Here is a 13,935-nt window from a genome sequence, read left to right as displayed (position 1 = left end):
CATTATCAATGTTTGTAATGTAGTTAGCCTTTTGAGTCAGCTATAAAATCAGATATTATTTTTTCGATATCGAAAGGAGTAATCCCTTTATTCAAAGAGAAAATAGTTTCTGCTTCTTCGATGTCTTGAACGAGTTCACCTCTAGCTTCAATATGTAATCGGAACAAGTCATATAAATTTGGTTTAACTAAATTAGTTAAAGCCTTTCCAACTAGTATCATACCTTTTTGATTAGCCTCGATGGTATTATCATAAGTTAGATCTCTTGTAAGAGACAAATCTGTCCAAATCAATTTTCGTTCCTTTAAGTCTAAAATAACTGGAATAGAGATTTGGGTGTCGGCAGTAATATCCACTTTATCTTGAACAGTAGAAGGTTCAAATATTTCACCTGAACCAGGATATTGACGAACCATCCAACCAGTAAAGCATTCTGGTAAATCTTTATATGGTTGGTCTGTGTAAGAAAGCAAAGTCATAACTACATAGCGTCCACCATATTTCAGCACAGACGGAATATCGAAATCAATGAATTCAGATGCCCCCTTTGGTGCAGAAGTAATATCTCCGCTATGGTAGGCTTTGAAATTTTTTGAACGTAAGTTCGTGAAGGATACATGTTCTTTGTATTGCCAATCTTCGTCGTACATTGCAGCAGACAAATCAATGTCAACACGTCCTGTATGTTGTCCATTCACATAGCCTTCTTTCCACCATAGGAAAAAACGAATCGTATCTCCTTCTGGCAAATCTACTTTACTTCCTCGAGATAATGTGCGAAGCGCTTTGCTGGCTGAACGTTGAGAGAAGGGAACTAAGTGATTTTTTAACTGTTCATCCAAAAATACTTTTCCGAGACTTGGAAGTTCTGCGAAGCGATTTTTTAAAGTATCTTCACACATTTTTACAATCATTAAACAAATATCCTCTGAGATAAATGGAAGTGTATTTTCAATACCTATAGCTTTTGCTACATTTCCCTTTGGAAAAAAGGTGCGAAATTCATTTTTATCATTTCGATGCTTAAAATGAGCCGTGAGTTGAAGTAATACAGGAGTAGAAACATTTCCTATTATACTTAGAAACTCTTCGAGAATATTGAAAACATCTGTTGACGTATCACTACATAAACGGATTAAATGATCCAAGCGTCTGGCAAATTCCCCCGGGCGAGTTTTTAAAAGATTTTTCGCTGTCATGATATCACGATTCAACAAAGCTGCTTCTATTTTTCCATTAAATGTTTCAACTTTAATGTTGTTGCGAAGCATCTCAAATGCTCGGTGGGTTTTTGGGAAACGAGTATGATATTCTGCTGGATGAAGAATTTCACCTAAACGAATCCAACGTTTTTTGTATCGAATCATATCTTCGGTAATGTTTCCGCATTGCTCTAACAATCCTAAAAGAAAGCGTCTTTCTACTCGGTTAAACTTCTTGAATCGAACGGAGGATGCTAAACTCACATCACCTTCAGATAAAGCAACTGCAAGGCGAAGAACATCAGTTGCTGTTTTAAAATACTTTGCAGCAGCATCGGCTGATATTTTTCTGTTTATTAATAAAACCCCAATTATAAAAGACATATTTTCCTTATGGGGAATTACATTAGGTAGAAAACAGGAAACATCTTCAGTGTGTGTAATAGCCCATTCTACATCTGTCTTATCAGTTGAGGAAATAGAGCTGTTTGCACGAATCAATTGAGAAATCATTTGATTGAAATCTTCTTCACTTCCTAAGTCAATAACTTTCAAATCAACGCTATCTAAAAGAGGAAGTCGTTCTTCTACTTTTGATACAGGTAGGCGCAACGTCACATAATGAATAACGGCATTGATGTATAAATCAGCGTCACTTAAATCCATCATTTGTTGCGGAAAGTTTGGATACATAGGAGTAAACTGAATATGTGCACCAACCATTTCTTTTAAATGTTTTACCAACTCTTTGTAAAACGATGTGAATGCACCAACCGAAAGTGTTTGCAACTCTTCTATTAAAGGCTCAGAAAAAGTAAATCCTAAACTTTCCAAGTTTTTTAAAGCAGTGGCTAAATACATGTTCGGTAGTTTATTTTCTTCTCTTTTTATAATTACTTTCAAACTTCTTCTTATGTAAATAGAATTTTTCATGAGAACGCCGATTATTCACTCCTTATAAAAGAGGGGAATAGTCCGACTGTCCTCCTTTCAGTGGTAGATTTTTATTTTTACATGCATAAACACACTAATTGTAGAGAAATGCACTGAGGGTATAAAGCTATTTTTTAGTGAAAAATTAGGGGTGTAACATTTAGTTGTTAAGTAGTAATTTGTTAATTAAGAAAAGAAAACCTCTACATCAATGGTTGATAAACTAAAGTTTATTCAAACCCAAAGAAGAAAGAGGTTTTATAGTCTAATTATTTTCATAGGAAATTGACAACTCTAAAACAATTTGAAATTTCTACAAAGAAGGAAGAATTGTCATAGCCTATGTGTTTAGCAGGAAAGTAACATCCCTATTTCGCCAAAGAAGTTAGAAGGAAGGAACGTCATAGCCTGCTTTATTAGTATATTCTCTTGCGAAGAGCAATTCAAGTATACAGTCTGATTTTTTAAAGTTTTCCTAAATGGGAATTTTCATGTTTATCCCGTATTAACGGAGGATTTTTATTTTTGATATATTATGGAATGGAGTTGAATGAGTATTATAAATACAAAAGGTGAAATTAAAAAAACAAAAAGAAAAGTATTACTAACTATACTTACTATGTTAGTAATTATAATTGGATTTGGATATTGGAAACTTTTTAGTTTGCAAGGTGTTCCAAAAGGGGAATTAATTCGAACAGTGAAATCTCCAGATGGAAAATATCTCATCAAGACTTATTTTCATAATGCAGGATCATTAAGTGCGGATGCTGTTAGGGGTGAATTAGTTAACCTTGATACAGATTCAGAGAAAAATATATATTGGAATTATCCAGATACCGATCCATATATTGAATGGGTAAATAAGAATATTGTTAGAATTGGAGATCAAACTTTAGATGTTTCGCAGAAAGAAACCTATGATTGGCGTGATGATGATGAGCACGTTAAAGAAATGCCTAAACAGTTTAGTAGATAAAACAAGAAAATTTAAATGTATTTAATCTTATTCGTTTAACTATAGATAGGATTATATGAGTGAAAAAGTCCATTTAGATCTTCTAAATGGACTTTTTTAGGTTTCTAGATACGACTACTGATAAAAATGGAACAAACTTGTTACTTAGGTTGTCTATTAATTATACGCATAAAACAGGAGTTCATGATAGTTCGCTCATTTTATCCCGCTATTTGCCCGTAAAAGTCCGACTGATGAGGGCTGATTAAAGTTTCACTTTATCCTTTACTGTATCTTGTAACTACATTTTACCTTGCTGTAAAGAAACAAAAAACGTTTTTTTATTCAATAATTCCAATTTCTAGAGCCTTTTGCACAGCTTCTTCTTTGTTGCGGACTCCTAGCTTTGTATAAGCTGTGGAAGCATAATTTCTGACCGTACCATTCGATAAATATAACCTTGATGCTATGGTAGTGTATCGAAGTCCCTTGGCTACTAGTTGCAATATTTCTATCTCCCTAGCTGTTAGCTCATAAGCGGTTGCTTTTGATTGTGGTGTCTCTTTTTGCGCATCAAACTTTTCAAATATTTTGTGAGACATTCCCTGATCAATCAGTGTCCCACCTTTGTGAATAAGTCGGATCGTATTAGCTAGCTCCAATGTTTCAATAGATTTGAGTAAAAAACCATCCGCACCGTTGCGAAGCGATTCCAACGCCTGTTCGGTATCCTGAAAAGTGGTAAAAATCAATATGCGGATATGTGGCCATTGTTGCTTAATCTTTTTGGTTGCTTCGACTCCATCCATGTGTTGCATATCTAAATCCATAAGTATAACATGAGGTTGAAGGCGCCCACACAAATCGATGGCTTCATTGCCATCCTCGGCCAAACCGACTACATTTAAATCTTCATATCTATCGAGTAGTGTCCTCAAACTTTCCCGAACAAATGGCTGGTCGTCTACAATTAACAAACGAATAAGTCCATCTTTTATTTCAGTTTGTCGCGGTATGGTACATGTAACAAGCATTCCTTCATCTGGCTTTGTATATACAGACAATTGACCTTGCAAATTCATTGCTCGTTCTTTCATCGCATTCATACCGAAGCCTTCTTGCCATTCTACATTTCCTTTTCCATTATCTTGAACTTCTAATCTCGTATATTGTTGTTCAAACTGCAATGAAACTATAATTTCAGTTCCCTGACCATGACGTACTGCATTCGTAAGGGACTCTTGTAAGCAACGAATGAACGCTATCTTCGCTTGCCGAGACAATTCATATTCCTCTCCGTATGCCCGAAAACTTACATTAACCAGAGCGTGCTCCTGAAATTCGGCTCCAAGATTTTGGAGAGATTGAATTAAGGAAGGCGATTGACAAGGAGACTCCATTTGATGTAGGTAACCTCTCACGTCCTCGATGCTTTTACGTCCCATTTCAAGCAGAGAATCTAGCCTCTGTATACCCATTTCAGTAGCAAGTTCGGTGCGCAACGTTTCCATCCCCATAATAATAGAAGTATAAGCGTGACCAACTGTATCATGAAGCTCACTCGACAGTCTGTTTCGTTCTTCCGCCAGTGTAATGCGTTCAATCTGAGACATATATTGCTCAAGTACCGCGTTTTGTTTACGAATTGATTCATTTTGTTTATGATTGACGATTAATAAATGAAAAGCGAAGCCCATTACATATGCGAATCCATAATAGGTGACCATAATCCAATAGCTATTACTTGGCGCAACCGCATAGAAAATTCCAGTTGTTATAAAAACCGTTATTGGAGCTGTCCAATAATAGGACAAATGCTTACTATTCGCAGCAATTAGAAACACCGATATAAGAAATGTGTTGTAAGCTTCTGGAAATAATAAGGTTAAATATATACATAGTCCACCATATAGCAGTATTTCTGTGAACAAATAATATTTATAATTGAATAGTAAGGCTACCCATGGAACAGAGAAGGCAATAATTTCCCAAAGAATAATAATCCAAAGTGGTAATGTTAAACCATCCTGAAAATTTAATGTAGCTAGAATGATAGACACACTAGCAAGTAGGCGTACCCCTAACATAATCCAATCATACCAAAACCAATACTTAACCATATCTAACAAGTCCTTTACCCCCTAAATAGCCTACCATTTTACTTCCTATATAATAATTTAATCCTTCCTGCCTTATTATACTTTTTAATTTAAAACTACGATACTACTCACAGACTGCAAACTTCTATTGATTTAGTTGCCGAATCATACTACGTGTATAGCCCCCAATTTTCTTTGTCAAACCATCGACTATTCTAATACTTATGGCGGTAAATACTATACCCATAAACATTACAAAGAGTGACTTGGCAAAAGTATCTATTTGTATAAATATAATATTCATATCGATGTATCGATACAGTAGTGGTGCCAACAGGAACATAAGTGGCATTACGTAAAAAATGATTGCACTAATGAGACTGAAAATGCCAATCGTAAATTTCTGCATTAGCCAATAGACAGCACACCAAGTGCGACGATCTGTTAGCACTAATTTCACCTGAGACCAGTTCGATGTATCCATTGTTATACTTCTATCGTAAGAGTCTGTTGAAATATCTGTATAAATTTTCGTCTGTATGCGCTCGAATTGGATAAAGGGTGTGGTAGTCTGTAGTACGCGCATAATTAATGGAATCCCAACAACAGTAAATGAAAGGGTTAAACTAAATAGCAGAGCTATTAGGTAAAAACAAAAATAAAACAATCCTGTACCGAAAGTTAGCAATAAAAAATAACCATTATGGATGAATCTTGATTTCATAAAGTTCATCGCTCCTATCTGTGTAATAACCGAATCATACTGCTTTTTTTGTCATTCTCACTAGTGTAAAAGTGTCATATGACAGTTCTAAATGATGTTAAAAAGGGGAGAGCAGCTTACTTCTGGTTAAAAAAGATGCTTTTATCCCGCTATTTACTGGGCAGTAAGACTCCCACCTCAAAATTCAGCGTTAGGTGGGGGGCGGGCTGCCGGTAAACGCACGATTGGTGAAGGCTAATAATCAGTGGGGGATGAACAAAAACCTGCTGATTAAAGTTTCACTTTATTACTCCTCCACAAAGCAATCCCGTTCTTACATCTGCAAGAACGGGATTGCTTTGTACTTTTATTTAATATGAGATGGACTTGTTTTTCGAATATGAAAAATAATATCAAATTGCTCAAGCAATGAAGTATCAAAATACACCGAACTGTTCGGGAGGATTTGTCCCCCTATACTTAGTAATGGTCTTTTTGCTTTAACCCATTTTTCTGCTTGTCCTTTAAGGTGACGGTTATCCAATAAAAACATTTTATATGGCACTTTTCCGAGAGTATAATTGAAACTTTTTACATCTTGTGGAATAGTGTCGGTTGTAATCTTACCTTCAGTGGAAGGATCATATTCGCTGTATAAGGTAAAATTCCCCTCCGTAGTTGTACTACCAATTGTGACATAATTATTGTCTAAACGTTCCTTCAAAAACTGCCCCGCAACATAAGGGTATAATTTCTCATCGACAATTCCTTTAGCTATATGAATATTGTGTGCCCATACCATCGTTTTACCACCAAATGTCTCTTGTGCCCACATTGCATGATCGGCCAAGTATTGTTCATGTAGTTTTATTATACTTGGATAGTCGTTAGGGAGTAGCATTGTGGTAAATTTCTCTATTGCACTTGCCGTTGCTTTCGCCCAGATGTAATCGGATGGAATTATTTCTGTGTTGGCTTGTTCATTCTCATCTTTTAGTAATCGGGCTACTCTCTCAGCGTTTGCTTTAAACTTCTCTTTCCTTTCAGGAGCAAGTTTCATATATTCCTGTATACTTCCAGTAAAAGAAGACAATTCTTTATAATTTTCTTCTACTTCTGCCAGCAAATCTGGTCGATGAAGCCTTACATAATCAATTACTTTATTAAAGCTACCTTGGTCCAACGCCTTTAAGTCGAGCCCAATAAATTGGATCTTTTTTTTATTGGATGGATCAGCATTATAATCTTTCATCCACTCAATCATGGCTATAATTTCATCAGTAGGATATAACAATTTTAAAAATTCCCTAGGGTTTCCTTTTCCTGTTTGGATATATTCATTTAGTTTTAAGCCGTTTCCCCAATCTTCTTCCATTGCAAAATTCGTAAAACCCATTTCAGTAACCAAATATTTCACAAGGCGAAACTTCATAGTAAAAATTTCAGAGCTTCCATGAGTATTCTCTCCTAATCCTACATATTGCGCGTTCCCAATCATTTTCTTAAGTGGTTTTAAATCTTCAAATGGTTTTGACGGCTCTATCGTTTTTAATGGGTTAGCCTGTGATTGTATTGATTTAACTATATTTTTTTGGACTGATTGACCTGAATTTTCGACTGCTACAGTTTGAGCGTTTCCTACTTCCGCGCATCCTGTGACTAATAAAGCTGTACTAACCATTGCAATCATTCTTTTCTTATTCATTTTTGCCCACCTCAATTGAATTATTTTTATAAACAAGATTGATTCATGTACTTGCACGAATCAATTGCCTTAATTCAATTGTTATTTATTCCATATCATATTTTCTAGTTACATATTGTCATAAGATTAATTGACACAAGTCATAGGTTAATCATTACACTTTTGTACTATCGGCTATGACAGTTTATAAATAATAATTAAATTGTTGAATCGCAAGTAAGACTAGATTATGAATTTGGGAGGGATTTTAAAGATGAATGATCTGTATGTCAAAATATTTTTATTCTAAGTTGTAGCTGTTGAAATGACAGGAAGTAAATTTGATAAACAAATGAATAAAAGGGGAAGGGGGGATTACAATGTTATTACACGGAGAAGCATTCCACAATAAAGATAAAATCCAACGTGCTAAAATAGGACTTCAACTCTTTCTAAGTATCTTAACCATTACTTCTATTATTCTAAATGTAGTAGTAATGATTACTAAAAGTATGCCGCTTATTGTGGTATATATGTTTACCCCAGCATTTTCTTCTATTTTGACTCGCATAATATTGAAAGAAGGGTTTAAAGATGTATCTTTTAGTCTCGGTAACTTAAAGATATGGAAGGGGATTGGTTTTGCGCTGTTAATACCTATGATAATATGTGGAATTACTTATTCTATCGCCTGGTTTAGCGGACTTGCGAGGTTTCAGCCCCCGCAAGGTGGTATGCTAGAACCTATTTACAATATACTTGGATTTCAATATCTACCGATACCATTAAGTTTCATTTTTATAGTAGTATTGAGCGGAGTTTTAGGTAGCTTGCTTAACTTAATTCCAGTTATGGGAGAAGAAATGGGTTGGCGAGGTTATATGCTTACAAGACTAATCGATGCAGAGTTTTCACGCCCAATCCTTATTAGCGGATTAATTTGGGCAACGTGGCATGTTCCAATTGTTATTGCTGGTCTATATGTAGAGGGAACATCTGCCCTACTTTCAGTACTTGGCATCTATTTTTGTATTGTGCCATTCAGTTATATTACAGCTTATTTACGACTTATCACAGGTAGCGTTTGGCCTTCGGTTATCATTCATGCTACTTGGAATGCCATTATTCAAGGACCTTTCGCACGTGCAAGTACAGGAGATCAAACTGAGATTTGGATTGGAGAATCTGGTTTGATAACCGCTATTATTATCTTGGCTACTGCAATAATTATGTCTCGAATCGTAAATTTTACTAAATAGCATACGGATGTGTTTTAAATTCAATTAGTGTAATATGACGAGGCTGAAATAAGATGCTCCTAAAAATATTAGAAAAAATCTAGTTGAACGGACTCTTACTTAATCTTAGGCTGCTGGATATATGGAAGGCATCAAGCTAAGGGTTTAATTTATAAAAATAAACTTGATTGTCATAAAAAAATAATGTTTTTCATTTAAAGGCTATGAGATGAAATTTCACCATCTTCATCACATTAGACCTTCAGGAAATAAAAAGTTAAACAATTATACAAATACTCTAACTGAAAAAACGATAGTCCTTTTATCAAAAATGTAGAAGGACTATCGTTTATTTTTTTTTTTTTTTTTTAAACAAAATTAGGGATTGATGTTCATAAAAATGGATAATATAATTCGTATTTTACGTAAAGAGAAAAATTCCCCCCTAGAATATTAAGCTAAATCTCTTGGTGTGACGGTTAATTTAAGTTTCACTTTATGATTTGTAAAGGGCTGTTCAATGCATCGTACTATTAAAAAATCTAAATTAAATCATTAAATTGCGATAAAATGTGGTCGGAAATAATGAAATTTTAGGAAAAATAAGGTACACTAGTCTATGATTTTAATTGAAAATCGTTTGACGTTAATGCATACGGGGGAAAGATTGATGAACAACAATACAACAAATGAATCAGTTGAAGAAATTGATCAAAAACGAGTAAGATCAAAAAAACGTTATACAAATTGGAAGTTTATCGCAGTGGGTATTGGTGTAATTGCACTTCTTATTGGGGGAATGAGTTATTATCAGGCAACTCACTTCAATTCGAATGTTACAATTAATGACACAAAAGTTGGTGGTCTGAGCGCTGATCAGGCAATACAGAAATTAAAGACATCTGGACTAGCAAACAAAGTCTATGTTGACCAACAACAAATTTTAGATGAAAAAGATACAAAAACGGAACTTACGGAAAAAGATTTGCCTCAAGTTAAGAAACTATTAAAAAGTCAGTGGACATTTTTCCCTTCCTCAAAGGGAGAAAATTATTCATTGCTACCAGAGAAGGCAGATCAGTATCGTAGTGAAACGATGAAAAAACTTGTAGAAGAAACGCTCATCTCTATGAATGAAAAATTAAAAGCGCCTCAAGATGCTATGGCGAAGCTAGAACAAGGGAAAATTGTTATTTCGAAAAGTGTTGAAGGAAAACAGTATGATGTTACTAGTCTACTGAAAGATTACGATAAGCAAAAATATAAAAGCGAAATTCATCTGAAGTCTGCATACATAAAACCTATTAAAGAAGACGATCCGATTGTCAAAAAAGAGGAGAAAGCACTACAGAATCTTCTTGGGCAGTCTGTTGAGTATAAAGTGCAGGATGAAGTTTATCCTTTAAAAGCGAAAGATTTAATTCAAAATGCCTCTATGTCAAAGGATATGAAAGTTACAATTGATGCGAGTGACATTAAGAAGAAAATTACTGAAATTAATAATGCCAAATCAACATTAAATAAAGATTTCTCATTTAAAACGCATTCCGGTTCAGTCATATCAGTAAAAGGACAAGGATACGGCTGGGCACTAGATGTTGAAAAAGAAACTAAACAAGTTCAACAAGCCTTTGAGAAAGGCGAAAAATCGCTTTCTGCTTCTAATATTCACGGAAATGGTTGGGAGAAGGAAGGTATCGGTTATAAAACAACAGCGAATAATGGCATCGGAGACACGTATGCGGAAGTTTCAATTGCAGAGCAACAAATTTGGATTTACAAAGATGGAAAATTAGTCGTTACAACAAATGTAGTAACGGGTAAACATAGCACGGGTGAAGATACATCACCAGGTGTGTGGTACGTTCTATACAAACGAACACCATACACGCTAAGAGGTAACGCAGTAGGAAAAGCTGATTATGCGGTTAAAGTAGATTACTGGGTTCCATTCACAAATAGCGGTCAAGGATTCCACGATGCCGGCTGGCGAAAAGACTGGGGAAATAACGCTTATTTAACAGGTGGATCAGGTGGGTGTGTGAACCTTCTTCCTAATGTTGCAAAAACTGTATATGATAGTTTGAACACGTATGATCCAGTAATTGTGTACTAAAAAATAACTACGTATCTAGAAATAAACAAAGTAGGAAATCTTACCTGATGGTATATGAAAAAACACCTCTTGCATTCGCATACTAAGTGTGCAAATGTAATGGAGGTGTTTTTGTTTGAATATAAAAGTGTATTGCTTATAAGAAACAAAGTAGAAAGAGATTAAGAATAAGTATTCAAATAATCAATAAAATTGACAATGAATATCATTTTCACTTAATATAGAATCGTCGCATTTAATTAGACATGAATTTTTTGTTAATATAATAGATTTCTATTAAGTTGTCATATTTACGAACTATCATTAAATATTTTAAGAATTTAAACGTAGGAAAGGGTAATATAAAATGAACTGGAAAAAAGGCGGGTTATGGGTTATTATTTTTTTCGTTGTAAAAGGCACGATTTCTACACTTTTAATCGTTACAGGTGCTAAATATTTTGATTTATCATTTATGCAACTTATCTTATTAATTCTGACCTTATTAGTGATTTCTCTAATAAGTCGAAAGTTACTGTATAGACATAAACAAAACAAAAAGCAAAAAGAGCTAAATATATAATGAAGCCCCAGAGACCATTGGATTTCTGGGGTTTTATTTTGATAGTTTTTTCGCATGTATATTAATTTAACAGAATAGGTTGTCCAAAATGATAAAATCGATGATGTTTAAAATGCGTCAGTTATTTTTACATAAGGATTGTTGAGAGCCTTTGAATCAATCTTTATTCTGAAGCGACAGACACGTATAAATTATGCTCTTTTTTCAATTGGTAGTTTAAATGTAAAAGTACTGCCTTCTCCTAATTTACTTTCAACCGTAATTTCTCCTCCATGTAGTTCGACAATCCATTTTACCATCGACAATCCTAAACCTGTGTTTCCGATGTTTGAAGATGTTCGTGCTGCGTCAACTCGATAGAAGCGGTCCCATATTTTAGTAATATGTTGCTCGCTGATGCCGATGCCATTATCGGAGACTTTACCTATTATGTTGGTTTCATCACGGAATAGTTGCATATGCACAGTTCCGCTCGCTTTACTATAAGCAATCGCATTCGTTAGTAAATTCATTAATAAACGCATCATCAATGTTTGATCTGCTTTAATAAATAGGTCTTCCTCTATATTAGTTGTTATATCAATCGAAGCTTCTTGAACCATTAATGAAAGCTCTTCTACAACGATTTCCGTTAATTCACTCATATTGATACATTCAAATTGGAAAGTATTATGATTTCCTTGGTCAGCTCTTGCTAATAATAAGAGTTGTGAGATTAGAGCGGACATTTTACGTGATTGCTTTAAAATTACTTCTAACGATTCTTCCATTTCTTTCGGGTGATTCCTCTGCGATAAAGCGTATTCGCATTGTGAAATAATAACAGATGTTGGTGTTCTTAATTCATGAGATGCGTCAGATGTAAATTGTTTTTCACTTTCGAATGATGTCTCCAATCGCTCAAACATTTTGTCAAAGGTTTGTGCTAAATGATACATTTCGTCTTTCGGTGAACCTTGTAAATTAATTCTCTTCGAAAGGTCTTTACCATCACCAATTTTACTGGCTGAATCACTCATTTGTTGCACAGGTCGAAATGCCCTTTGCGTAATAAAATATCCTCCGAATGCCGCAATAAGAATAAGTAATGGGAATGAAATGATTGTTACCACGATAAGCGTATTCATCGTTGAGGATAATTGGTTCATAGTCATTATTCCACGAACCCAGACTTGCTCATCGCCGCCTGCATTATGGAGAAAATCATATACTATCCATTCTTTATTACCGTCTTTAATGGTTTGTATTTCATCGGATTTAAGGGATATCTTTTTATTAAAGCTTGTTGGACTATGTCCTACCAACAGCTCACCTTGTTTACTATAAATGCTTATATTTACTCCATCTTCTAAGGTTTCAAAATCATCGTCAATCTTTAACTGCCCATGCTTATATTCGATATCTTCCATGCTTTCTTTTACTGTGCTCTTCAATTGATCTTTCATATTAAAAAGTAAAACTTTATCTGAAGAAGTTAAAATAAAAGCTAACACGAGTGCCATAATAATTACAATTAGCCCCGTATACCACAGGGTCACTCTCATTTTTATTGATAGTCTTTTCATGGTTCTACTCGCAATACGTAACCAGTTCCGCGCACTGTATGAATTAACTTCGTTTCAAACTGGCTATCAATTTTTTTACGAAGATAGCGGACGTAAACATCAATAATATTCGAGCCGCCTTCATAGTCGTAATTCCACACATGTTGCTCAATTTTATCTCGTGTCAGCACAACTTCTTTATTACGAATCATATATTCTAAAATAGCAAATTCTTTACTGGAAAGAGTGATGACTTGGTCTCCTCGTGTTACTTTATGCATATTGCAATCTACCACTAGATCAGCGATTTCAAACACATTCGATGTATTTCCTGTTTTTCTTCGCATTAACACTCGAATTCTTGCTAACAGTTCGTCAAAAGCAAACGGCTTTACTAAATAATCATCCGCACCTAAGTCGAGTCCTGTTACACGATCATCAATTGTATCTTTAGCTGTAAGAAGCAAGACAGGAGTTGTATTATTGTCCGCGCGTAATCTTTGTAATACTTGTAAACCATCTATTCCTGGAATCATAATGTCAAGTACAATCAAATCGTAGGTAGCCATATTTATATAATCCAGGGCATCTTCTCCATTCCCACATGCATCGACACTATAATGTTCTGCATTTAATCGTTTTACCAATATATTTTGTAAGTCTTGTTCATCTTCGACAATAAGAACTCGCATTAACATTCTCCTTTTCTTCTTATTAATATGTATCACTATAATTCCGAAACATTAAAGAAAGATTAGAAACTAGTTAATTATATCATTTTATCCCGTATTAACGGGTAGTAAGACTCCTCCCTCAAAATTCGGCGAATGCGAGGTAGGTAGGGATTAACTGCCTGTAAAAGCCTTCACTTTATTTTTTTGTACATTAATCTTCCT

At 34.7% G+C, this 13,935-nt stretch carries 10 protein-coding genes; 4 read left to right on the top strand and 6 right to left on the bottom strand.

Annotation, left to right across the window (positions count from 1 at the left end; translation table 11 throughout):
- Positions 1–23 precede the first annotated feature (23 nt).
- Complete coding sequence (locus C3Y97_RS15795) at positions 24–2,135, bottom strand: TerD family protein (RefSeq protein ID WP_000798039.1); 2,112 nt, start codon at positions 2,133–2,135, stop codon at positions 24–26.
- 550 nt (positions 2,136–2,685) lie between these two features.
- On the opposite strand from C3Y97_RS15795, the gene C3Y97_RS15790 reads away from it, so the two are divergent.
- Complete coding sequence (locus C3Y97_RS15790) at positions 2,686–3,114, top strand: DUF5412 domain-containing protein (protein ID WP_000022541.1); 429 nt, start codon at positions 2,686–2,688, stop codon at positions 3,112–3,114.
- Between the two features lie 320 nt (positions 3,115–3,434).
- Here C3Y97_RS15790 and C3Y97_RS15785 read toward each other — a convergent pair whose 3' ends face one another.
- The 3 genes from C3Y97_RS15785 to C3Y97_RS15775 all read right to left on the bottom strand — a co-directional run bounded on the left by C3Y97_RS15785 (position 3,435) and on the right by C3Y97_RS15775 (position 7,600).
- Positions 3,435–5,222: a helix-turn-helix transcriptional regulator gene (locus C3Y97_RS15785; RefSeq protein WP_000886428.1), complete on the bottom strand. Its 1,788-nt coding sequence runs from the start codon at positions 5,220–5,222 to the stop codon at positions 3,435–3,437.
- Positions 5,223–5,337: 115 nt separating this feature from the next.
- On the bottom strand, positions 5,338–5,916 hold the full coding sequence (locus tag C3Y97_RS15780) for a sensor domain-containing protein (RefSeq protein WP_000842190.1): 579 nt from the start codon (positions 5,914–5,916) through the stop codon (positions 5,338–5,340).
- A 346-nt stretch (positions 5,917–6,262) separates the two neighbouring features.
- Entirely contained in the window at positions 6,263–7,600 is a 1,338-nt protein-coding gene (locus tag C3Y97_RS15775; RefSeq protein ID WP_136363513.1) for an erythromycin esterase family protein, read from the bottom strand.
- Between the two features lie 359 nt (positions 7,601–7,959).
- On the opposite strand from C3Y97_RS15775, the gene C3Y97_RS15770 reads away from it, so the two are divergent.
- The 3 genes from C3Y97_RS15770 (at position 7,960) to C3Y97_RS15760 (ending at position 11,495) form a co-directional block, all read left to right on the top strand.
- Positions 7,960–8,838, top strand: coding sequence for a CPBP family intramembrane glutamic endopeptidase (locus C3Y97_RS15770; protein WP_136363512.1), 879 nt, complete (start codon positions 7,960–7,962; stop codon positions 8,836–8,838).
- A 649-nt stretch (positions 8,839–9,487) separates the two neighbouring features.
- Positions 9,488–10,933 (top strand): L,D-transpeptidase family protein, encoded by a 1,446-nt coding sequence (locus tag C3Y97_RS15765; RefSeq protein WP_136363739.1) that lies wholly within the window; start codon positions 9,488–9,490, stop codon positions 10,931–10,933.
- Positions 10,934–11,279: 346 nt separating this feature from the next.
- On the top strand, positions 11,280–11,495 hold the full coding sequence (locus C3Y97_RS15760; RefSeq protein WP_001104104.1) for a hypothetical protein: 216 nt from the start codon (positions 11,280–11,282) through the stop codon (positions 11,493–11,495).
- A 191-nt stretch (positions 11,496–11,686) separates the two neighbouring features.
- Here C3Y97_RS15760 and C3Y97_RS15755 read toward each other — a convergent pair whose 3' ends face one another.
- On the bottom strand, positions 11,687–13,060 hold the full coding sequence (locus C3Y97_RS15755; protein ID WP_136363511.1) for a sensor histidine kinase: 1,374 nt from the start codon (positions 13,058–13,060) through the stop codon (positions 11,687–11,689).
- The gene (locus C3Y97_RS15750) at positions 13,057–13,731 is read right to left on the bottom strand and encodes a response regulator transcription factor (protein WP_001264525.1); all 675 of its coding nucleotides are present in this window, start codon (positions 13,729–13,731) and stop codon (positions 13,057–13,059) included. The genes C3Y97_RS15755 and C3Y97_RS15750 overlap by 4 nt, the downstream gene beginning before the upstream one ends.
- Positions 13,732–13,935 lie beyond the last annotated feature (204 nt).

The sequence above is a fragment of the Bacillus sp. DU-106 genome (assembly GCF_004799705.1).
GTDB classification, from domain to species: Bacteria; Bacillota; Bacilli; order Bacillales; family Bacillaceae_G; genus Bacillus_A; species Bacillus_A cereus.
This window is presented reverse-complemented; position numbering and strand designations above follow the sequence as displayed.